Below are 21,889 nucleotides of genomic sequence, written 5' to 3'. Positions count from 1 at the left end.
GTTTGGTGCTGGTACACAGTTTAAACTTGTCCAATATACATATTATTGTTTGGATCAGAAAAACTTACAGTATGTCATAAAGTTAACGATTCATTAATTGAGCCATTAATAAACCTTTACTGGCAAGTTGCTGTTCCTCATATACCTCGATATCAATCTTAGCATACACTCTACCAATTTCTAATAATTTAGGCTTGATACGTAACGTGCTATCAATTTGCACTGGCTTAATGAAATAAATCGTTAAATTTTCGGCTACTAAGTCGCCTTTTTTATCCTGTAGCAATAATCTCCTGCTCGCTTCTGTCATTAAAGCTGTACAAACACCACTTGACAATGTTCCGAGTTGATTAGTCATTTGCGGGGCAACTTTCGTTTCAAAAACACCGGGTTCACTCTCTGATTCTACTATGTTTCGCGACACAATATCATCAATCGTCTCACCAATCTGGGGTTGACGTTGATTTTGTTGAAGCGCTTTTAATACGTCTTGCCTAGATATTATTCCCTGTAAATGATTCTGCTCATCTGTTACAGGGATCACTTCAATTCCTTCCCATACCATAAGGTGAGCCACAGAAGCTAAAGAAATATTCGTTTGGACGGTTTTAGGCTGCTTACTCATCACCTTGCTAATGGAAGTATCATTCGATTTCCCAACCACATCCTTTGACGTGACGATACCTAAAACCCTCCTCCGATCGTCTACAACCGGGAAACGCGTATGCTTTGAATAATTATTTAAGGCATACCAATCCTCTACCTTGTTACCTTCTTTTAGGTAAAAAGCTTTTTCATAAGGTGTATAAATATCCTCTACCAACACAATTTCCTTTTTTATTAATTGGTCATAGATCGCTCTATTTATCATTGCTGCTACCGTAAATGTATCATAACTGGTTGAAATAATAGGCAATTTTCTTTCATCGGCCAACCTTTTTATGTCTTCTGTCGTATCAAAGCCTCCCGTAATTAAAACTGCGGCTCCTTCTTTAATAGCTAATTCATGTGCTTTTGTACGGTTACCTACAATTAACAAGGCATCTGCCTCTGTATATCGCATCATGTCTTCTAGCTGCATGGCTCCGATAACAAATTTATTTAACGTTTTGTGTAACCCTTCTCTTCCACCTAGAACATGCCCTTCTACAATATTGATCAATTCAGCAAAAGTCAATTGTTCAAAATTATCTTTTTTCTTTTGTTCAATTCGGATGGTGCCTACACGTTCTATCGTACTAACGAGTCCTTTATTTTCTGCATCTTTAATGGCACGATAAGCTGTTCCATCACTCACGTGCAAATCTTTAGCAATTTGTCTAACTGAAATTTTATGACCTACGTCTAAAGAATGAATATGCTCGATAATTTGTTCATGTTTACTTTTCATGGCACATACACCATCTTTCAACTGTACTAATAAATTATTTACCATTTATTATACAGTTGATCTTATAGAAACTCAATGATTATAGGTTTTTCGTTGTTTTTCTCTTTTCTGTTCCATTATTGGAGGCTGAATCATTTGTAATAAAGAAGCAATATTTGCACCAATTACAAGCAAAAATAAGAATAACCAACTCCCCCAAAACAATTGCTCAATAGAAGTGACACTTTTTGGTATAAATGGCCAAGCTACGTATAACAAAAATCCAGCAATCAAGATTCTTAATACTGCATACTGTCCTTTCATTTATTTTCCTCCTTTTATTCGTTTTAGATCTTTAGATACCAATCTAATGTAGCGTAAAAAAATGTGTCATATACCAATGAATCATCGCATCTCCATAGAAATAAGCAATCCATGTCCCAATTATTATATAAGGGGCAAATGGTGTTGGCTTACCTAGGCTTATTTGATTATATGCTAGTAACACTAAACCAATGATTGCTCCAATCATACTTGCAACGACGAAACTGAGAACAAGGTTGGTAGTACCTAACACAATGCCAAGTAATCCAAATAATTTCACATCCCCCATTCCCATTCCGCCGCGACTTACAATAACCACCAGTAACGGGATAAGCAAACCTACTAGTCCACCTTGAAATGTATCCCACCAAGGATCAAGCGGCACCATGACACGCAACAACATAAATACTGGTAGAAAAAATAAGAGTAATTGATTGGGAATAACCATGTAGAAAATATCAGATACGAGGCAAATGATAAGTAAGGAGCTAACTAATAATGCAACAATTAATTCCAAATTCCAACCAATGATAGAATAGCTTATCGTAAACATGGCTGCAGTCAATATCTCAATGATAGGATATATGGAGGAAATTTTATTCTTACAATGCCTACAACTACGTTTTAAAAAAGCATACGATAAAACAGGAATTAACTCAAACCAGCTTAGCCTTATACAACAATTAGGACAGCATGATCGTTCTGTTGTAAACGGCTGCTGCTTCGGCAAACGAAGACCAACAACAACAAAGAAAGATCCAAATATAAAGCCACTTAATGAGAAAAATAACAGTCGAACTATTTCCACTACATCATCTCCTTGAATAGTAGACCAATTTTTTCGTTCATACTTTTCGTGTTTTTCATGTGATAATGGTATTTTTTTCTTGAGAAGAAATTACGCAGTCTATACGAAACACTCTAAACATAACGTACAATTGGCATGATTTTTGTTGAGATTCATAGTTGAGATAAAAGTTTTTTACAAGAACGGAGGAGCTTTTAGAAAAACTTTCATGATTGTCAAAGCGTTAGATTCCAAAAAAAGCTAAAAAAGCAATACACAGCAAAATAGGATTGTTTTTTCAAAGGGGTTACAACCAATAAACTAAGCGAGGGATTTTTATTTCATGTTGACGATACATATGATGATTATCGTGGGTTTTGAAGAATTGAAAGAAATCTTGTATTGAAAGAAATCTTGTGTTGGGTGTAAGGAGGTTTAAAACGAAGCCTTGACCATAGGAAGTTATATAAACCGCGGGTAGAGACCCACGGTTTATTGAATGGTAATGATTACAGATGTACAGCTTCACCAATCTTCATTACCTTTCCAATACCAGGCTCGACTTGCTTTGCAAAAGCAGCTGCATCTTGCTCAATAACGGGGAAAGTATTGTAATGAATGGGCACAACTGTTTTAGCCCCCACCCATTTCGCAGCAATGAGAGCGTCTTCTGGTCCCATCGTAAAATTATCCCCAATTGGAATAAATGCTAGCTCTATATCATTCATTTCACCAATCAATTTTAAATCAGAGAAAAGTCCTGTATCTCCAGCATGGTAAATGGTTTTTCCGTTAATAGTAAGTAATATACCAGCAGGCATTCCAGTATAAACAATGGAGCCATCTTCTTCTGTATAGGCTGATCCGTGGAAGGCTTGTGTAAACTTTACCGTACCGAAATCAAAGCTATTTTTCCCACCAATATGCATTGGATGCACTTGCAAACCTTTTGTTCCTAAAAATTCAGCTAATTCATTTGGCGCAATAACCATTGCATTTGTTCGCTTAGCAATCGAAATCGTATCACCCACATGATCGTTATGACCGTGTGTTAATAAAATGTAATCTGGAGAAACGATTTCAGCATCTAAATCACATGCCTCATTTCCTGAAATGAATGGGTCAATCAATATGTTGTGCTCATCGGTTTCAACCTGTACAACGGAATGACCATGATAAGATATTTTCACAACAACCTCTCCTTTCAAGTATTTTGATTCATTATAGCAAACCTGTCTATATGTTTTATACCCTAAGGGACTATTTTTTACACATTTGAACTGGAGCTTTTGTTAGGTAACCAAGTGTGACCTAAAGTAAATTTAAAACAGCTTCCTATCCGATAAATTTTCTTTCAGCAATATTTTTCAGTGAAACTTGCCTTGTCGCCAAGCTTTTATTTTTCCTAGACGATAAAACAAAAGATCTTATTCGATCTAAAGAAAAAATTTTGTGACACGTTACATTCTCCATTCATTTCACACCTTTCTTAAAACCATCTTTGTTATAATAGTACATAAACATTAAAGGAGTGTTATAATCATGAAACAAAGAATCGAAACACTTTTACGCCATATGGATCAGCAGCATATGGAAAGTATTTTAATTACGTCACCGGCAAATGTATATTACATAACGAACTACTTTACCGACCCACATGAACGTCTAGTTGCTGTATATATACGTAAGCATGAAGATCCTATTCTCGTTCTTCCTGCAATGGAGAAAGCAGATGCTAAAAACGCAGGTTGGAAACACTCTATTATTTCGTATCAAGATCACGAAAACCCTTGGGAAATGCTATCTAAAGTAATAAAGCAAAACGAAACTATTCCAAAAACAATTGGCGTGGAGTTTAATCATTTTACATTAGACCGCCAAACCATACTGCAACAGATTTTACCGCAAACAGAAATTAGACAAGCTGAAGCGTTATTAGCTCAATTAAGGCTTATTAAAAACGAATATGAATACAAAAGGCTTAAAACAGCAGCAGAACTTGCTGATTTTGGTATAAAAACAGGGTTTGAAGCAATAAAAGAAGGGATAACGGAGTTAGAAATTGTCGCTAAAATTGAATTTGAACTAAAAAAACAAGGTGTGCAAGCGATGTCGTTTTCCACGATCGTTTTATCCGGTACAAAAACAGCCTCTCCTCACGGAAACCCATCGTTGAAAAAAATAGCTAAAGGTGATTTGGTTTTATTTGACTTAGGCGTTGTATATGAAGGTTATTGTTCTGATATCACAAGAACAGTTGCTTTTAAATCCATTACCAAGGAACAAGATCGTATCTATAACAATGTGTTACATGCACAACAAAAAACGATAGAATCAGCTAAAGCAGGTGTTGCTGTAGGGAAATTAGATCAAGTTGCGCGAAACGCAATAAACTCAAATGGATATGGGGACTATTTCACGCATCGAATTGGGCACGGTTTAGGTATTCAAACTCACGAATACCCATCTATGCATAGTGATAACACATTACCATTGCAGGAAAATATGTGCTTTACTGTTGAGCCAGGCATCTACGTGCCTAATATTGGGGGTGTAAGGATAGAAGATATGCTATTTATCAAAGAAAGTGGTCCAGAAGTTTTAACGCAATTTCCAAAGGAATTAAGGATTGTTGATTAGACCATTAAAAATGAACAAAGCGTGGCAATGAATGTAACAAGAAGCAGCGGTGGGTAGTCACGCTGCTTTTTCATTGACTAGGAAATTAAGGAAATTATAAAATTTAGCAGCTGTGGATAAACTTACTAAGTTATTTAGCCACGTCCGGCTCCAGCGCCAGCAACTGGGCGCCTTCACTCCATTGCCCTAAGCTAAGTCATCATCGGTTCATTCTAAATAGGAAGGCCGACTAAAGAGGCTTGCCGGAGGGCGCCGACATACTCCGGTTGCAGGAGCATGATTCCTAAACCTTTCGTTGGTTCGTTCCACTCGCTACGTTGCTAACCGGGCGCCCCGAGCCTTTGGTCTTTTACTTGTCGTTTTCACATATTATTACAACTCAAGTAATGTGTGTGGGTCGACATAGTTCATTTCATGAGCATTTGCGACGCCTTGATGAGTTACAATTCCTTTCCATGTATTTACCCCTTTTAAGAGTGATTCGTTATTTTGAAAAGCCATCTCCACTCCAAAGTTAGCCAATTGCAAAGCATATGGCACAGTGACATTCGTCAATCCAATAGTAGACGTTCTAGGAACAGCTCCTGGCATATTAGCTACGGAGTAATGTAAGACACCATGCTTCGTATAAGTTGGGTTATCATGCGTAGTGACATGGTCACTCGTCTCAAATATTCCTCCTTGGTCAATAGCTACATCTACAATGACAGACCCATCAGACATATTTTGTACCATTTCTTCCGTTACTAATTTTGGTGCTTTCGCTCCTGGGATTAGCACTGCTCCTATGACAAGATCCGACTCAGCTAAAGCGAGACTTATATTCATTGGATTCGACATCATCGTATTAATTGAGAAACCAAAAATATCATCAAGCTGTCGTAAACGTTCTGGATTCAAATCAATTAAAGTTACATCTGCTCCTAAACCGACAGCTATTTTCGCTGCGTTTGTTCCAACAACTCCGCCACCAATAATAGTGATTTTGGCCCGTCTGACACCAGGAATTCCGCTTAACAGAATACCTTTTCCACCTTTCGTTTTCTCTAAAAACTGAGCGCCGATTTGTGAAGCCATCTTCCCAGCTACTTCACTCATAGGTGTTAAAAGCGGTAATGTATTATTTGGTAATTGCACTGTCTCATAAGCAATTGCAGTCACTTTTTTATTAACTAGCTCTTTCGTTAACTCTGCTTCTGCTGCTAAATGCAAATATGTAAATAAAATTTGACCTTCATAAAAATAACTATATTCTTCTGGTAAAGGCTCTTTCACTTTCATTACCATTTCTTGTGACCATGCTTCTTTTGGGCTTGAAACAATGGTAGCGCCAGCATTTACGTATTGCTCATCAGAAAAACCTGATCCTAAACCTGCATTTGTTTCCATAAAAATTTGATGACCAGCCTTTGTTAATGTTAAGACGCCAGACGGAGCCATCGCCACCCTATTTTCATTGTTTTTTATCTCTTTTGGTACTCCGATGTTCATCTTGTAAATACCTCCTTCATCAATATAATTCATTTATAATCTAACAGTATCAAATATTTAAAAAAATAGGAAGTAGAAAGAAATGGAGAAATAGGTTTTTTTGAAAAAATTTCCTAATAGAGCTTATGAAAATGTAAACTTTTTACGTTTTCAGTTTTGTTTAAAGTGGGGATAAATTAATAACAATCGGGATGAAAGGGATAGGAAGAACAGTGATGATGAAAGACCGCTTCTTTGCCCTACAGGAAAAGAGACTCACTAGTCTTTAACGGAAAACCGTAGCGACGAGAGCCTCTATTAAAAAAATTAATTTTTTTGATTATTAAAAGTATAGATCCCCTTATTATTATGCAGTTGTTCCACAACCCCACTTTGATAGCTTTCATTTAACTGATTTCGAACTGCCTCTACACCTTTTTTATCTGTAAACAATTTCTTGGAACCATGGTTTTGCTGATTATTTTTCGCCAAATATATCCCTCTTTCACTGAATAGAGATTGTAGCAAAAGCGAAATGGCTTTTGAACTCACTTATAGTATTGCCGTGATATGTAGCGATATTATACTATTATTTTAACAAAAACACCATATATTGATTGTTGTAAAAGTAAAATGGGTATATAGTGGAATTAGAAAGGGGAGATGAAAAGTGGAATATAAAAATATTGTTGTTGCGGTAGATGGATCTGAAGCATCTGAAAAAGCATTTAAGAAATCACTCGCCATCGCCAAAAGGAATAACGATGCAAGGCTCATTCTAGCACATGTTGTTGATTCTCGAACATTTGCTACTGCAGAAGCATACGATCGTACTTTAGCAGAAAGAGCGGATGAGTATGCAAAAGAGCTACTAGATAGCTACGTTGATAACGCTAAAGGAGCCGGAGTGGATGATTTAGTACGTTGTGTGGAATATGGATCTCCGAAAGTAAAAATTGCAAAAGATATTGCCAAACAATTTGAAGCGGATTTAATTATTTGTGGAGCAACAGGTATGAATGCAGTAGAAAGATTTTTAATTGGAAGTGTATCCGAAAACATTACTCGTTACGCCACATGTGACGTTCTTGTCGTTCGATAAAAGCTTTAACCGTAGACAGCGCTTCTGTTAGGAAGCGCTGTCTGAACTATAGCAACAAGTTTTTATAAGGGTTTTGTCATGGCTAAACCACGCCAAAACCTTTATAATTGTCTAGAAAATTATAAAATTTTGCAAGGTGTGGATAGACTAACTAAGTATTTAGCCACGTACGGCTCCAGCGCCCAGCAACTAGGCGACGTACTTCATTGCCCTAAGCTAAGTCATCATCGGTTCGTTCTAATTAGGAAGGCCGACTAAAGACGGGCTTGTCGAAGGGCGCCGGCATACTCCTGTTGCAGGAGTATGATTTCTAAAACTTTCGTTGATTCGTTCCACTCGCTACGTTGCTAAAACGAGCGCCCCGAGCCTTTGGTCTTAAATTGACTCTGTTAGTCGAACTGTGTCCCGTGCAATCATTACTTCTTCATTTGTAGGAATAATGATTACTTTTACAGGGGAATGAGGATAATTAACAAATTGTTCTTTTCCTCGTGTGTTATTCAATGTAGGATCCCAGTATACACCCATAAATTCTAAGCCGCGTAAAACTTTCTCCCGAATTAATACACTGTTTTCTCCAACTCCAGCTGTGAAAATGATTGCATCGACGCCACTCATTTTAGCTGCATAAGAACCTAAGTATTTATGGATACGTTCAGCAAATACATCTAATGCAAGCTTAGCTCTAGGATCTTCATCTGCCTTTTGCTCAATATCCCTTAAATCGCTAGAAAAACCAGATAAAGCTAACATACCACTTTCTTTATTTAGCACATGAACGACTTCCGAAGCTGATTTCCCTGTTTTTTCCATAATATATGGTATAAGTGCTGGATCAATGTCTCCAGAACGAGTCCCCATTGTTAAACCAGCTAGTGGTGTGAACCCCATTGACGTATCAAGTGATTCTCCACCTTGAATAGCAGCGATACTAGACCCATTTCCTAAGTGGCAAGATATTAACCTTAAATTTTCAAGTGGCACACCTAACAATTCTGCTGCACGCTGGGAAACGTATTTATGCGATGTCCCATGGAAACCATATTTACGAATACCATAGTCTTCATAGTAATTATATGGCAAACTATATAAGTAAGATGACGGCGGCATGGTTTGATGAAACGCAGTATCAAACACAGCAACCATAGGCACTTCTGGCAAGATATGACGAAATGCATGAATGCCCGTTAAATGTGCTGGATTGTGTAAAGGAGCTAATTCAGAGATTTCTTCAATTCCTTGAATAACCTGTTCAGTAATTAACACAGAATCGCTAAATTTTTCTCCTCCATGAACAATACGATGTCCTACTGCATTAATTTCATCAAGTGACGTAATGACACCCGATTTTTTCAAACCTTCTAATAATTTCTTTACAGCTTCTTCATGATTAGGAATGTCACCTACGAATTTTTCTTCTTTCTCTTGTGCTTTCATTTCAAAGATAGCTTCATGAAGACCAATTCTTTCTACAAGCCCTTTAGCAAGAACCGTTTCTTCTGGCATTTTTATTAGTTGGAATTTCAAAGATGAACTACCGGCATTAATAGCCAATACGTTACTCATTGCTGTTCAACTCCTCTTTTTATACGTTTGGAACCAATTATTTATTTGACCTAAAATATCTCCCATTGCATTGGTATTTGAAAAAGAAGGCATTTTCACCAATAATGGTTGTTTAGGAGTGGTGGTATGGTGACCTTTTTTTTGTAAAATTAATATACTCTTTTTTTGTTTATCTGTTTGGAATGCTGTATCAGGTAAACCTAGTAGTCCTACAATATGTGCATGTTCATGTAAAAAATTCTTTAATTGATCTGCCTGATCACTTTCAAACAAAAACTCAGGAATAACAAATATAAGATATCCTCCATCTACAGTATACTTAAGACTTTGCTCCATAAATAAATGATGTGCATAGGAATGGCCTTCTTTTGCTTGTAATTCAAAGCGTGACGCCCGCACATCATCAGGGTAATAACCCACTGGTAAATCTGCTACAACTAAATCAACCGGGTCTAGTAAAAAAGGTTGCAAACTATCTTGGTGAAAAAATTCAATTTGCTGCTTTTGCAGATTGGCATTCCATACACCTAGTTGAATTAATGTTGAATCGACTTCACTTGCATACGCTTCTTTATCTTGAGAAAGTTGACTAAATACAGTTGTCAACAAGTTTCCAGTACCGCTTGCTGGATCAAAAATACGTATTTCTTTTTTCTCATCCATTAGTTTGTTGCTTAGATAAGCTATAATCAAAGCAATTGTTTCAGGAGTCATCATATGCTGTGCTTGAGTTGAGCCTTTCATTCCTTTTAATATTGCTAGCTGATTTGCCTTTCTAATCTCTTCAACTGTATAGTCAGCTAAGGATGTGGTTTGTAATAATGTTTCCAGCTTATGAGTCAGTTGTTCGTCATGATTTATTGTAGGTGAGCAGTGAAAAATACATTCTTGTGCATATATCAAGCTGTCTAAATAAGTTTCATTCACATATTCTTGGATAGTTGTAGTAATCTCATCTATCCAACTATAAAGTGACTCTACATTTGTTTTTGAATTCTTCATTCATTGCAGCCTCCATTCGGTTGCTATAAAGCGTCATCTATTGTATCAAAAGGATTAAATGAATACAATGAATTGTGCTTTCATCCGATTGGACAGTAAAAATCCCCCTCCCAATGGAGAGAGATGTTAATTTGCTTTCTTCGCAGCCTCCAGAGCAGCTTCATAATCTGGATGATTGCTCACTTCACTCACATATTCGACGTATTGAACTGTGTCGTTACGATCGATGATAAAAATAGCTCGCGCAAGCAAGCGTAATTCTTTTATAAGAACTCCGTATTGATGACCAAAATTTGCATCACGGTGGTCGGATAACGTTTCTAATTTATCGATATTATGCTCGGTTACCCAACGCTTTTGTGCAAAAGGCAAATCCATACTCATTGTTAGCACTTGAACGCTACCTATTGCAAATGCTTCTTCATTAAACCGCTTTGTTTGGTCAGCACATACACCAGTATCAATCGAAGGAACGACACTGATTAGCTTTACTTTCCCTTTGTAATCATCCAACGTTGCATCTTGTAAATCAGTCGTCAATACCCTGAAGTTTGGTGCTTGATCACCAACTTGCACCTCTGTACCTAACAGGGTAACTGGTTTATGTTGGAATGTCACATTTGCCATAAGAATCATTCCTTCCTAAATAATTGTATTCCCCTACTATTATGAATTGATTCATGATCCATGTCCACTATTTTACGAGGAATAATTTGTGAACAAAATAACAACCGCTTTCATTTTTGTTTATACACATTCAACTTTGTTTCACCATTCCGTTTACAAATCACTCCGATTACCATATTTATAGTGAAAATGATAATTCCCCTTTAGAATTACCCCAAAAGTTCAATACTCTTAAATCAAACATCATATTGCGTCGGAGCTTGTTTCTCTTTTTTTTCGGTATCTTTCTTAGATGACTGTTTCTTGTCAGCAGATTGAATGATCTCTTGTACTTTTTCGACAACTTGAGGAGCAAAATGCAACATTTTTTCATAAATATGTGTTTGCTCATCTAAATGAACCATCTTAATTCCTTGATTACTTGCAATTAAAAAGGCTACAGGTGTAATGGATACGCCACCTCCACTACCACCACCAAAGGGCAATGTCGCTTCACTGTCTGATGAAAGGTTACTTGTTGATTGAAATTCACTACCACCTGCTGCAAAACCAAAACCAACTTTAGATACAGGAATAATTATACTACCATCTGGAGATTGTACAGGATTACCTATAATGGTATTTGCCTCCACCATATCCTTTAAGTTTTCCATTGCTGTTGTCATTAAACCTTGTATTGGATGATCTTCCATATACTTTACACTCCTTTAACTTTGCTTTGTTTGCATATCTACTATTCGTAACACTTGTATAAAACTAGTTATAGCTTGTGTGATTTTAATGGATACCATACAAGAAAAATACACCTCTATATATCTTTGTTGAAATAAAGGTTGCACTTGCAAGTCTGATTTGCAACTTTGCTTACTTTTCCCCATAATCCAGCTAGTTATGACACCTTTAATTCCCCAAACGAAACCAGAAAGCGTGCCTGTTACAGCCGCATCCCCTGTCCCTCCTTTCGTATACCATTGCCATTGCTGAATAACGATATGTTGTAAAATAGCTTTGGCTATAGCATTAATCTCTTTTAGAAGACGATACATTTTTTGTAACTGGTCAGATAAACAATCAAAAGAATGCGCTTCATACGTTTCCAGTTGCTGAAGTTGAATTGTCTTATTTACTATTTGAATAAAAAGCCAACTTATTTTTATATGTAAAACAAATTGCGTTGGAGAGTATTCAATACGAATATTCATTTTCCAATTAATGGAACAAATCATGATAATAAGTATTAATAAAATAAATAAAATCCAAAATATAATCCACACACTTTTCACCCCATTACAAGTTATTATTCTACTGCAATTCTATTTTTATCCAAAAATAACTACAAACGGTACTTTTTTTAAATCTTTTGTTAAACATGGTAGAATGAAGTGAAACAATCTATCATAATAAAAAAAGCATACATAGACGGAGGGTGTAATAGGATGGAACGAAATAACTTGTTTTTTTACTACTTAAATCCAACCGGTATAGAAGAAAAAATAGCGACTATTCATCATGCAGCAATTGAAAACGGTTTTAAAGTTGTAGAAGATGCTAAACACGCAAATATAATTGTGAGTATCGGTGGCGATGGTGCTTTTCTGCAGGCAGCTAGAAAAACAAAATACCGTCAAGATTGCATTTATATTGGAATTAATCGCTCAGGAGAAGCCAGTTTATATTGTGATTTTTATTTGGACAATGTTAATGAAATGATGCATACTATGCAGCATGAAGAACTTGAAGTAAGACGTTTTCCTATTATTAAAGTAAAAATTAACGATGAGACTAGCTTCTTTTGCCTTAACGAACTAAGTGTTCGTTCTACCATTATAAAGTCAATTGTGATGGATGTATTCATTGATGAGCAACATTTTGAAACATTTCGCGGAGATGGCTTAATTGTTGCTACTCCTACTGGGAGTACTGGATATAATAAATCTACAAATGGTGCTGTCATAGACCCTCGCATTCCTTGTTTCCAAGTAACAGAACTGGCATCCATTAACAATAACCGTTATCGTACACTTGGTTCTTCTTTTATACTTAACAAAGACAGAACTTTACGTTTGTCTGTGCGTCAAGATGGAAATGATTACCCAATTATTGGCCTTGATAATGAAGCATATTCCATTAAAAACATTCAGGATATCACTGTTACTTTAAGCGACAAAGTCGTAAAAACTGTAAAATTAAAAAATAACTCTTTCTGGGATCGTGTCAAACGAACCTTTCTGTAAGTTAACTTTATACTCTACTTCTACGCATTGCGAAATTTAGCTTTTAAAGGCACAAAAGCACAAGCGCCCGTTTAGCAACGTAGCTACTGGAGCGAATCAACGAATGTTTTAGTAATCATGGTGAGACGGAGTTGACGAACCAATGATGACATAGCTTAGGGGCGATTCGTAGTTGCCTAGTTGCTGGGCGATGGAGCCGGACGCGGCTAAATAACTTAGTAAGTTTATCCACAGCTGCTAAATTTTTAATAATTTCCTAGTCTACAAGCAAAAGGACTACCCTTGAACGGATAGTCCTTTTTTACCATACATATTATTTTAGTAAGTTTGTTGACCACCAAATTGTTGCTCTGCCATTTGTACTAGACGTTTCGTAATTTCCCCACCAACAGATCCGTTAGAGCGAGAAGTTGAATCTGGTCCTAATTGAACACCAAATTCTTGAGCAATTTCATACTTCATTTGATCTAGAGCTTGTTGTACACCAGGGACTACTAATTGATTTGAATTGTTAGTTGCCATGTTAAATCACCTCCTTGGTACTTATAGAATGTGTACCAAGAAGAAAATCCATTCATAATTTTGTTTGGTAGTTACTGTAAATAAAGGAATAGATGTTACATATATAACCCAAACATAGCAAAGCACCTTAAGAACTGATACAAGAATACGCCGCGCTTTAACTAAACAGTGTATATTCCACTATGCCAGAAATAAAAACACCTTCGACAAAATGTTAACTATGTCAAGCCATTCATTTTGCATTTTGTCTTTAAAATAAATCAACGTAAGCATTTTCGTTAGAAGTAATTTTAATTGTCTCTACTTCCATTATAGCTTCATTCATTAACTTCGTGAAATCTGTTTTTGCTTCAAAATGATTAGCTTTATCTCTTTTTGGTTTGGTTTTTGGAGATTTTGGCACAAAGACCGTACAGCAATCCTCATAAGGAAGAATGGAAGTCTCAAATGTACCAATTCTTTTAGCTATATCAATTATTTCTGTTTTGTCCATTGCAACCAATGGCCTCAATATAGGGAAGTTTGTAACTTCATTAATAACATGCATGCTTTCCATCGTTTGACTAGCAACTTGACCTAAATTTTCTCCTGTAGTTAAGGATAAAATGGATTGATCTTGACAAATTTTTTCACTAATTTGCATCATTACACGACGCATAATCGTCATTGCATAACCATCGGGCACCTGCCGAAATATTTCCTGTTGTAACTTCGTAAATGGCACCAGATGAACTTGCATAGATTTCCCAAAATGTGTCAATTGTTTAGCTAAATCAAGCACTTTTTGCTTTGCTCGCTCGCTCGTAAATGGAGGGGAATGGAAGTGTATAGCCTCCAATTGAACACCTCGTTTCATTGCCAGATAACCAGCAACAGGACTATCAATACCGCCGGATAATAGCAATAACGATTTACCAGAAGTACCAACTGGTAACCCGCCAGCTCCTTGGACAACACTGGACGTAATATACGTGGCTTCATGGCGAATTTCAATTTTAATTTCTATATCTGGGCGATGAACATCTACTGTAATATCACTTGTATTCAATAACAAATGTCGTCCTACTACCTGGTTAAATTCTTGCGATCGAATTGGAAAAGCTTTGTTTATGCGCTTTACTGTCACTTTAAATGTCTTAGCAGCAGTATTTTTCTTTAGTGCATATAGCGCTGCTGCTTTAATATTTTCAGGTTCATTTTCTTCCTTAATGGCCAAGCTTAAACTATGAATACCAAAAATATATTTACACTTCGCTATGATCGGTTCTGGATCATGACCATTTAATAAAATAAACATTCTGCCTTGCGTGCGTTTTACCTTTACGTTTTCATAATCCTGCAATTTACTTTGAATATTCTCCTGCAAACGAAGAACAAATGCTTTCATATTTTTTCCTTTTAAAGCCATTTCTCCGTAACGAATTAATATATGATCGTATTGCATAATATATCTACCCCAGTACATTTTTTAATTGCTGTATACTCTTACTTAATATATTAATAAACCTTTGTAACTCTTCCATTGTATTCATATAGGAAAGACTAATACGAAGTGCAGATGTTGCCCTTGACTTAGGTAAACCACAACCTACAAGAACCCTACTGTCCTCGGATTGCTTAGAAGAACAAGCGGACTTCGTTGAAATATAAATACCATGATTGGCTAGTGTGTGAATGAGAACCTCTGGCTTTATACCAGGAACAGAAAAATTGATAATGTGTGGTGCTGCATGTAACGGCGTATTTATAAAAACATCCGGCAGTTCCTCTAGCTCCTTACGAATGTATTGTTGCATTTGTATTAGGTCGTATCTTTGATTTTTTTCTTTTTCCAAAATCAATCGTAATGCTTTTATGAATGAAACTGCTCCTGGCAAATTTTCTGTTCCAGAACGTATTCCTTGTTCCTGAGACCCTCCATGAAATAATGGATAAAGTGTGGTTCGATCTTTCACATATAAGATGCCAGTTCCCTTTAACCCATGGATTTTATGGCCTGACATCGTACACAGATCTATTCCACTATCTTTGAAAGACAAAGGCACTTTCCCTAGCCCCTGCACGTAGTCAACATGGAAAAATAATTTCGGATAACGCTTGGAAATTTTTGCAATTTCCTCAATAGGTTGTATCGATCCAAGTTCGCTATTTACGTGCATGATACTTATTAAAATTGTGTCATCTTGGATAGCCGCCTGTAAATCATTTAAATTAATAACCCCCTCTTGGTTAACGGGTAAATAGGTGACATCAAAGCCTAATGTCTCGAGACCTTTACACGCTTCGTATACAGATGCATGTTCAATAGCAGTTGTAATTATATGCTTTCCTCTATGCTGATGCTCAAAAGCAATTCCTTTAATTGCTAGATTATTCCCTTCCGTTCCACCAGAAGTAAATACAATTTCGGAAGGAGCAACTTCTAATAACTTAGCTGCCTCTCCTTTTGCTTGATGCAACAATTTCTCCGATTCTCCCCCTAGTGAATGGATAGAAGAAGGGTTCGCAAAAAAATGCATGGACACTTTTTCATAGCTTTTTAACACAGATGCTTCCGGTTTAGTGGTTGCACTATTATCTAAATAAATCATTTTCTATATTGCCATACCTTTCTTTTTTTATGTTTCATATCCAAGCTAAAACGTGTTACAAAAAACTTGGCTTGTCGCGACATTTTTATGGCGACAAGCCATGTTTTTTATACTATAAAAAAGTATAAAAACAAAGGTCTATAGTGAGAAAAACTACAGCTTTTTCCAGAGTGTCTTGGCGATAGATCAAGTTCTTCTAATCACCTTTTTTAAAGTGAAAAAAGGATATCATCGAATGCATATCCTTCTTCCATACGACCTTGTATATACTTATTCCTCAACAGCGGATTGGTAAGCCTCAATGCGCTTTAGGGCTCCCGGCTCGACCTCTTCAATTGCTTTAGCCGCATTCTCAAGTGCTAATTCATACTCATATTTCCGAAACAAACGTTCCGACTCCGCCAATTTTTCCGCTAACAACGGGTATTGACTCCGATATCGGTTTGCATATTGAATGACCTGCTCAGTCAAATAGGCTTGTTCTAACATCAATTCTGTTTGTTCTACACAATAGGTCACAGCGTTTTTCGCATCATTTAATGCTTGTTGCACTTCTGCCATCTCTAAAGGCTGATTTTCTAATGCTTTTACGACACGTTGATTTTTATCATTCGCTGTTTCTATAAGATTCCAAATAAATGTAGGAACTCCAGGTACATTACTTTTTTTAAGCTTTCGTTGTACAGAATACAACTCATTCCGCATTTCTGTCAACTTTTCCTTAGCCTCTAGCTCATCTTTGCGTAGGTTTTGAATTCGTTTTCTGAATGCTTGATGGCTTTCTTTTAATTTCTCAATTTCTTCAAGGGCTGCTTCTATTTCATTTCGAAGCTTTGTATGCGGCGATTTTTCTTCTTTCAAATCGGAGACGACTGTTTCCACTTGTGAATTTAATTTCGAAATCAATTTTTCCAAGGATATATATTTTTCCATATCACTATCTTCAAAATAATAAGCCTTTTGTAGCTGCTCTACCTCTTGCTTTGTGTCATTAAAAGTAGCTGTAACTTCTTGCATCGTTTGTTGATAAGTCGGTAATTTTGTTTCCACATAATTTTTAGCAATTGCCTCTTTTTCCAATAATTGATACATTTCCTTGGAACGTGTTTCGATCTCTTCAATTAATGTCTCGCCATTAGCCATGTCACCTTTATCCAGTTTATCCACCATCTGTGTAAGCTTTTGCTGATAGTTGCGAATTTCTTTTTCAAACGCAAGATGCTCAACGCGGTACCCTTCACTTTTCATTTCCTTAATTCCCGAAAGTAGATCATCTAATTGAGAAGGAAGCTCTTGTTTACACATTTTATAAACATGTGGAAATTCCTCAAGCTGTATTTGCAAATGGTCAAGAGAAAGTTTAAGATTATCAACCAATTGTTTTGCCTCTATGTAATTCCCTTCTTCTATTAGTTCATAGTAAGAAGCAAGCTCTTTAAACAGTTCATCTAATTTTGTTTCAAAATAACTCTCTGCTTTCCCATATTGATAACGATTTTGCGATAGTTTCTTCCGCAAATCTTTTAGCGTTGGTTCAACATATTCCATTTCTTTTCGACTCTCTGCTTCAGAATTGAGTAATTCATCCACTTCTTTAATAATTTGTTCAATTTCCATTTCTACTTTTTGAAGTATTTTTTCCACTTCTGCTAAAGTTTTTTTTGCTTTTGAAAAGCGATAACGGTCTGCTGCTTCCTCTGCATCAAACAAATGCTCTTCAATATCTGTTAATTCCTTTGTAACAATATGTTCCCAACGCTCTTTCCACGCCTCAAACTTATCTTGCGTTTCTCCAGACAAGTTAAGTATTTTTATACGGGAGAGCTCGGCATTGATGTTTCGACCCATGATATCCATTTTCCAAGCTTCATTGCGATCGACAACATCATATACCCTTTTACGTAAAATTAGTCCTGTAATAATAAGTGCGATAACTACAAGTATAATGCCAATGATGTATGCCATAAAATGCCTCCCAACTAAATCTCCTAAGACCCTTTTCCTAATTTTTCAATTACAACGCTTCGATAACTAAAACGATACGCCTTTAATATTTATATTGAAACCACTACTCACGCGGATTCAAGGTATCACGTAACTCTTATATAAGCATATAACAAACATTCTCTTAAACAAGGGAAAATACACACAACTTTCGACTGTAGTTCGTATAGGTATTATAATAACAAAATTAGAGAATGGTTTTTTTACATTATATTTAGCGAATCATAATAAATCTACCTATTATAATACCATGTTCTACGTACCTTTTGCTAAAAAAATACAAATTAATTGCATAATCGTTAAAAATATTACGTTTGATAAATAAAAATAATCCCTAGAAATTATTTCCTCCCATTCTATAATTTGCAAACCTTATACGAAATGACTTTATTTGTCTATCAAATCTATCCTCTACGCATAATTTTTTTGCTTCATAACTAAACAATCAAGCCAGTCATGAATTGTTTTCACATAATTTCGAACGAAGATTTGGTGCGAGTATTCTCCAATTATTTGATGTTTCCATTCATTTGGCATCATATATGGTGTTACTAACATACCTTTCAACTGCATAAACAAATAGGTTCGATCATTAATTGATGTCCGTTCCTCATCCAACACTCCGTAGAACGCTTGAGTTAATAGATGATTTTCCTTCGCTAAGTATGTAACGGAGATTTCTCTTACAAAAACGGAATCTAATGACAACTCTCTATGGATAAAACAAGAGAATTGATGCTTTGTTTGTTTATACTGTATAATGAAAAAAATTAATTCTTTTAGTTGTTGCAATTTGTTTAAATGTTGATTCTGTTTAATGGTAGCTTCTACTGTTTCAAGGTATTTTTCATAGTAATCTGTAACAGCAAATTCAAGTAAACCTTGTTTTCCTTTGAAATAATAGCTGATCAAGGATACATTGACTCTTGCTTTATCTGCAATATCACGTACGGATGTACCATGAAACCCTTTTTGAAAAAAGAGTTCAGTAGCCGCTTCAATAACCTTTTGTTTTGAGGGATTTATTTTCATTTAATTCAACTCCTTATATCAACTTTACGACAAACGGAATCACTTATCCTGCATTTTTTACTCGACAAAAATAACACCTTTGTCGAAATTCACTGTAATAAAGGGGACGTTTTTTTATGTTTCAAACTATTTATTATTCGGGAGATAAACAGAAAGATTATGATTTGTTAATTCGCCAGCTTCAAGCGTTAAGCGATGGGGAGCAAGATGAAATAGCCGTTCTCTCTAATGCATCTGCGCTTTTAAATCAATTTTTAGATAACACAAACTGGGTTGGATTTTATATTTGGAAAGAAGAACAAAATGAATTAGTGCTAGGGCCTTTTCAAGGCTTACCAGCCTGTATTCGAATTGGTTATGGAAAAGGCGTTTGTGGTACAGCTATTTTGGAAAAAAAGACGCAACTCGTTGCAGATGTCCACCAATTCCCTGGTCATATTGCTTGCGATGGGGACACTAATTCGGAAATAGTCGTACCTATTATACTAGATGATAAAATATTTGGCGTACTAGATATTGATAGCCCTATACATGATCGATTTGATGAAACAGATCGAATTTACTTGGAGAAATTTGTACAAACGTTGCAGTACTATTTAAGCGTACCTAAGACGACTAGTTAGAAAACTTGGCTTACCGCCAACTTTTTATAGCGGAAGCTGTAGCTTTTCACACTTTCATATGGATGGGTCTTACACCATTTGTTACACCTACCCTCTTACAACACTGTTTTTACCTTTATGCTTTGCCTTGTACAGTGCACGATCTGCACGAATAAACAACTCACTAATAGAGTCATTGTAATTGTTTTCCCAAGTAGACACACCACAAGAGAGAGTTACTGGCGGGTCCGTATTATTTTCCACATAGTTGCAAATTTCTTCTGCCAATACTACCGCTTCGTTAATTTTCTTATCCGGTGCGTAAATCGCTAACTCTTCCCCACCCCATCTCGCTGGAATTGCGTGATGATTCGAATATTGCCGAATAATTTCCGCTACTTGTTTTAACACATGATCACCAACATGGTGTCCATATGTATCATTTACTTTTTTAAAATCATCAATATCAAAAAGAATTAATGAACCATTTCGTGTTATTTGTCGCTGTTGACTAATTTTTCCTTCTAAATAATTCCTCGAATAAAGTTTCGTTAAATCATCTGTAATCACTGCTTTTTGAAGTTCTTCTTTTAAAATAGTGTTAAAGAACGCTAAAGAACAATGCTGAATAAGTGATTGCATAAATTTAAACATCTCAAAGGAAAAGAAATAAGAAGAAGAATGCATAAGTACTACCATGCCATAAACCTTAACTCCTTGCTGTAAAGGAATCCATATTAAAGAGCGATATGGCAAACCGGGAAAAGCATTGTAATTTCCATGAAAGGTTGCTCGCATGTCTTGCTCCATTAAAAACGTAGTAAAGCTATCAGAACCATGAAAATAATCTGTGCTTGCTTGTAAAATTGTCATCTCTCCAGTTTTCGTATAAAAAATAAAGCCAATTTCCTGTGCTTCACATATTTCTATAATGGTGTCTCGTATATACTCCGCAATATCTTTCAAATCTAAGTTGGAATTAAGGTGATGCGTGACGTCATTAATTAATTTTAATTCTGAAATGAGTCGTTTGTTATGTTCCATTAGACTAGCATTTTCAATTGCCTTCCCTGCCGTTTGCGCTACATTAGTCACAAATAAAATATCTTGGTTTGAAAAATCATGCCCACCCTTCCCAAATAATTGAATGACACCATAAACGCCTTGGTTTCCTGTTAACGGCAAGAAAATGCTGGATACAGTTTCTAATTGTTTTTCAACTTGCACCTCTCCAGATATAAATGCCTTGGTACTCAAACTTACTGACTGTTTATCCTTATATTCAATTGATTCTATTGGATAATCAACATCTATTTCCGTGTCTTGTGATAACGATAAATGAATTTTAATGGTAGGATAAAAGTGCATGAAGGCATGCAATATTATTTCTACGATGGTTGATTTCTGTTTTTGCACAAACAAAGTAGCCGTTAAATGGTAAAGGAATTGATATTGTGTTCTTTCATTCATTTGTCCTTGCATCACATCCAACATATTTATAACTTCGGAACGTATAAGAGAACGAATGGAAGCTTGCATAGGCTTCCTTGTTGTAATTAATAACAAATAATCCTCCTTTACCTGTATCGGGTATCCCTTTTCATTTGTTCCTTCGTAAAGCTTTTGTTCTTCTATTGTCATCTTTTCAGGAGTAGCATACGTACTGTTTTTTAGCTCGTGTAAAAGAATGCGTTTGTAGTAGGTACCATGCCATTGATAAACAGCCACAACGTCAACTTCATTTAAAGCATATATTTGATTTACAATAAATGATAAGTGGTCCATACGCTTGCAATCCCATATACTACAGAGTAATTTATCATATGCTTGTTGTAGATGATCCCTTACATGTTGTAAATCCATTATTCTCACCATCTTAATAGAATATTTTATAATCCTAAAGTATGCCAAGATATTCAGATCAGATACTTGAAATAACCCTTGACTGTACATCTTTTTTTATTTCTATTATAAACCAAATAGGACTTTATTCCTATAACAAAACATAATATTTAAT

The 21,889-nt window shown here is 35.9% G+C and carries 21 protein-coding genes; 4 read left to right on the top strand and 17 right to left on the bottom strand.

Annotation, left to right across the window (positions count from 1 at the left end; all coding sequences use genetic code 11):
- Positions 1-82: 82 nt before the first annotated feature.
- From BUB45_RS12800 to BUB45_RS12785, 4 genes are all read right to left on the bottom strand, one after another.
- The gene (locus BUB45_RS12800; RefSeq protein ID WP_073010074.1) at positions 83-1,390 is read right to left on the bottom strand and encodes a DRTGG domain-containing protein; all 1,308 of its coding nucleotides are present in this window, start codon (positions 1,388-1,390) and stop codon (positions 83-85) included.
- 72 nt (positions 1,391-1,462) lie between these two features.
- Positions 1,463-1,693 carry a hypothetical protein gene (locus tag BUB45_RS12795; protein WP_073010071.1) on the bottom strand — a complete coding sequence of 77 codons (231 nt, stop codon included), beginning with the start codon at positions 1,691-1,693 and terminating at the stop codon, positions 1,463-1,465.
- A 43-nt stretch (positions 1,694-1,736) separates the two neighbouring features.
- A complete protein-coding gene (locus tag BUB45_RS12790; protein ID WP_073010068.1) occupies positions 1,737-2,501 on the bottom strand; it encodes a prepilin peptidase in 765 nt (254 codons plus the stop codon).
- Between the two features lie 488 nt (positions 2,502-2,989).
- Entirely contained in the window at positions 2,990-3,670 is a 681-nt protein-coding gene (locus BUB45_RS12785) for a metal-dependent hydrolase (RefSeq protein ID WP_073010065.1), read from the bottom strand.
- 352 nt (positions 3,671-4,022) lie between these two features.
- On the opposite strand from BUB45_RS12785, the gene BUB45_RS12780 reads away from it, so the two are divergent.
- Complete coding sequence (locus tag BUB45_RS12780; protein WP_073010062.1) at positions 4,023-5,120, top strand: M24 family metallopeptidase; 1,098 nt, start codon at positions 4,023-4,025, stop codon at positions 5,118-5,120.
- Between the two features lie 372 nt (positions 5,121-5,492).
- Here the strand turns inward: BUB45_RS12780 and ald are convergent, their stop codons facing one another.
- Entirely contained in the window at positions 5,493-6,611 is a 1,119-nt protein-coding gene (ald, locus tag BUB45_RS12775; RefSeq protein ID WP_073010059.1) for an alanine dehydrogenase, read from the bottom strand.
- 306 nt (positions 6,612-6,917) lie between these two features.
- The gene (locus tag BUB45_RS19920) at positions 6,918-7,082 is read right to left on the bottom strand and encodes a hypothetical protein (RefSeq protein WP_170861759.1); all 165 of its coding nucleotides are present in this window, start codon (positions 7,080-7,082) and stop codon (positions 6,918-6,920) included.
- Positions 7,083-7,260: 178 nt separating this feature from the next.
- Between BUB45_RS19920 and BUB45_RS12770 the strand changes: the two genes are divergently transcribed.
- Entirely contained in the window at positions 7,261-7,692 is a 432-nt protein-coding gene (locus BUB45_RS12770) for a universal stress protein (protein WP_073010055.1), read from the top strand.
- 375 nt (positions 7,693-8,067) lie between these two features.
- On the opposite strand, the gene BUB45_RS12765 is transcribed toward BUB45_RS12770, so the two are convergent.
- The 5 genes from BUB45_RS12765 to BUB45_RS12745 form a co-directional block, all read right to left on the bottom strand.
- Positions 8,068-9,258, bottom strand: a complete 1,191-nt coding sequence (locus tag BUB45_RS12765) for an acetate kinase (protein ID WP_073010052.1) — start codon at positions 9,256-9,258, stop codon at positions 8,068-8,070.
- A gap of 6 nt (positions 9,259-9,264) precedes the next feature.
- On the bottom strand, positions 9,265-10,260 hold the full coding sequence (locus tag BUB45_RS12760) for a class I SAM-dependent methyltransferase (protein ID WP_073010049.1): 996 nt from the start codon (positions 10,258-10,260) through the stop codon (positions 9,265-9,267).
- 126 nt (positions 10,261-10,386) lie between these two features.
- Positions 10,387-10,887, bottom strand: coding sequence for a thiol peroxidase (tpx, locus tag BUB45_RS12755; RefSeq protein WP_073010046.1), 501 nt, complete (start codon positions 10,885-10,887; stop codon positions 10,387-10,389).
- A gap of 236 nt (positions 10,888-11,123) precedes the next feature.
- A complete protein-coding gene (gene ytfJ, locus BUB45_RS12750) occupies positions 11,124-11,579 on the bottom strand; it encodes a GerW family sporulation protein (RefSeq protein WP_073010043.1) in 456 nt (151 codons plus the stop codon).
- 15 nt (positions 11,580-11,594) lie between these two features.
- Positions 11,595-12,161 (bottom strand): DUF2953 domain-containing protein, encoded by a 567-nt coding sequence (locus BUB45_RS12745; RefSeq protein ID WP_073010040.1) that lies wholly within the window; start codon positions 12,159-12,161, stop codon positions 11,595-11,597.
- Between the two features lie 162 nt (positions 12,162-12,323).
- On the opposite strand from BUB45_RS12745, the gene BUB45_RS12740 reads away from it, so the two are divergent.
- Positions 12,324-13,121: an NAD kinase gene (locus BUB45_RS12740; RefSeq protein ID WP_073010037.1), complete on the top strand. Its 798-nt coding sequence runs from the start codon at positions 12,324-12,326 to the stop codon at positions 13,119-13,121.
- Between the two features lie 318 nt (positions 13,122-13,439).
- Here the strand turns inward: BUB45_RS12740 and BUB45_RS12735 are convergent, their stop codons facing one another.
- The 5 genes from BUB45_RS12735 to refZ all read right to left on the bottom strand — a co-directional run bounded on the left by BUB45_RS12735 (position 13,440) and on the right by refZ (position 19,270).
- The gene (locus BUB45_RS12735; protein ID WP_073010034.1) at positions 13,440-13,643 is read right to left on the bottom strand and encodes an alpha/beta-type small acid-soluble spore protein; all 204 of its coding nucleotides are present in this window, start codon (positions 13,641-13,643) and stop codon (positions 13,440-13,442) included.
- Between the two features lie 250 nt (positions 13,644-13,893).
- Positions 13,894-15,087, bottom strand: a complete 1,194-nt coding sequence (thiI, locus tag BUB45_RS12730) for a tRNA uracil 4-sulfurtransferase ThiI (RefSeq protein WP_073010031.1) — start codon at positions 15,085-15,087, stop codon at positions 13,894-13,896.
- 7 nt (positions 15,088-15,094) lie between these two features.
- Entirely contained in the window at positions 15,095-16,234 is a 1,140-nt protein-coding gene (locus BUB45_RS12725; protein WP_073010028.1) for a cysteine desulfurase family protein, read from the bottom strand.
- Positions 16,235-16,504: 270 nt separating this feature from the next.
- A complete protein-coding gene (gene ezrA, locus BUB45_RS12720; RefSeq protein WP_073010025.1) occupies positions 16,505-18,199 on the bottom strand; it encodes a septation ring formation regulator EzrA in 1,695 nt (564 codons plus the stop codon).
- A gap of 450 nt (positions 18,200-18,649) precedes the next feature.
- Positions 18,650-19,270, bottom strand: coding sequence for a forespore capture DNA-binding protein RefZ (refZ, locus tag BUB45_RS12715; RefSeq protein ID WP_073010022.1), 621 nt, complete (start codon positions 19,268-19,270; stop codon positions 18,650-18,652).
- Between the two features lie 116 nt (positions 19,271-19,386).
- Between refZ and BUB45_RS12710 the strand changes: the two genes are divergently transcribed.
- Positions 19,387-19,893 (top strand): GAF domain-containing protein, encoded by a 507-nt coding sequence (locus BUB45_RS12710; RefSeq protein WP_073010019.1) that lies wholly within the window; start codon positions 19,387-19,389, stop codon positions 19,891-19,893.
- 87 nt (positions 19,894-19,980) lie between these two features.
- Here the strand turns inward: BUB45_RS12710 and BUB45_RS12705 are convergent, their stop codons facing one another.
- Positions 19,981-21,735: a sensor domain-containing diguanylate cyclase gene (locus tag BUB45_RS12705; protein WP_073010016.1), complete on the bottom strand. Its 1,755-nt coding sequence runs from the start codon at positions 21,733-21,735 to the stop codon at positions 19,981-19,983.
- Positions 21,736-21,889 lie beyond the last annotated feature (154 nt).

This window comes from Virgibacillus chiguensis (assembly GCF_900129865.1).
Lineage (GTDB): Bacteria > Bacillota > Bacilli > Bacillales > Amphibacillaceae > Virgibacillus > Virgibacillus chiguensis.
This window is presented reverse-complemented; position numbering and strand designations above follow the sequence as displayed.

Excerpts from the sequence above, each read along its gene's own strand:
- BUB45_RS12780 (WP_073010062.1), top strand. The coding sequence starts at position 4,023 with ATGAAACAAAGAATCGAAACACTTTTACGCCATATGGATCAGCAGCAT.
- BUB45_RS12735 (WP_073010034.1), bottom strand. The coding sequence starts at position 13,643 with ATGGCAACTAACAATTCAAATCAATTAGTAGTCCCTGGTGTACAACAA.
- BUB45_RS12705 (WP_073010016.1), bottom strand. The coding sequence starts at position 21,735 with ATGGATTTACAACATGTAAGGGATCATCTACAACAAGCATATGATAAA.
- ald (WP_073010059.1), bottom strand. The coding sequence starts at position 6,611 with ATGAACATCGGAGTACCAAAAGAGATAAAAAACAATGAAAATAGGGTG.
- BUB45_RS12725 (WP_073010028.1), bottom strand. The coding sequence starts at position 16,234 with ATGATTTATTTAGATAATAGTGCAACCACTAAACCGGAAGCATCTGTG.
- refZ (WP_073010022.1), bottom strand. The coding sequence starts at position 19,270 with ATGAAAATAAATCCCTCAAAACAAAAGGTTATTGAAGCGGCTACTGAA.
- ezrA (WP_073010025.1), bottom strand. The coding sequence starts at position 18,199 with ATGGCATACATCATTGGCATTATACTTGTAGTTATCGCACTTATTATT.
- BUB45_RS12800 (WP_073010074.1), bottom strand. The coding sequence starts at position 1,390 with ATGAAAAGTAAACATGAACAAATTATCGAGCATATTCATTCTTTAGAC.
- ytfJ (WP_073010043.1), bottom strand. The coding sequence starts at position 11,579 with ATGGAAGATCATCCAATACAAGGTTTAATGACAACAGCAATGGAAAAC.
- BUB45_RS12740 (WP_073010037.1), top strand. The coding sequence starts at position 12,324 with ATGGAACGAAATAACTTGTTTTTTTACTACTTAAATCCAACCGGTATA.
- BUB45_RS12760 (WP_073010049.1), bottom strand. The coding sequence starts at position 10,260 with ATGAAGAATTCAAAAACAAATGTAGAGTCACTTTATAGTTGGATAGAT.
- BUB45_RS12710 (WP_073010019.1), top strand. The coding sequence starts at position 19,387 with ATGTTTCAAACTATTTATTATTCGGGAGATAAACAGAAAGATTATGAT.
- BUB45_RS12765 (WP_073010052.1), bottom strand. The coding sequence starts at position 9,258 with ATGAGTAACGTATTGGCTATTAATGCCGGTAGTTCATCTTTGAAATTC.
- BUB45_RS12795 (WP_073010071.1), bottom strand. The coding sequence starts at position 1,693 with ATGAAAGGACAGTATGCAGTATTAAGAATCTTGATTGCTGGATTTTTG.
- thiI (WP_073010031.1), bottom strand. The coding sequence starts at position 15,087 with ATGCAATACGATCATATATTAATTCGTTACGGAGAAATGGCTTTAAAA.
- tpx (WP_073010046.1), bottom strand. The coding sequence starts at position 10,887 with ATGGCAAATGTGACATTCCAACATAAACCAGTTACCCTGTTAGGTACA.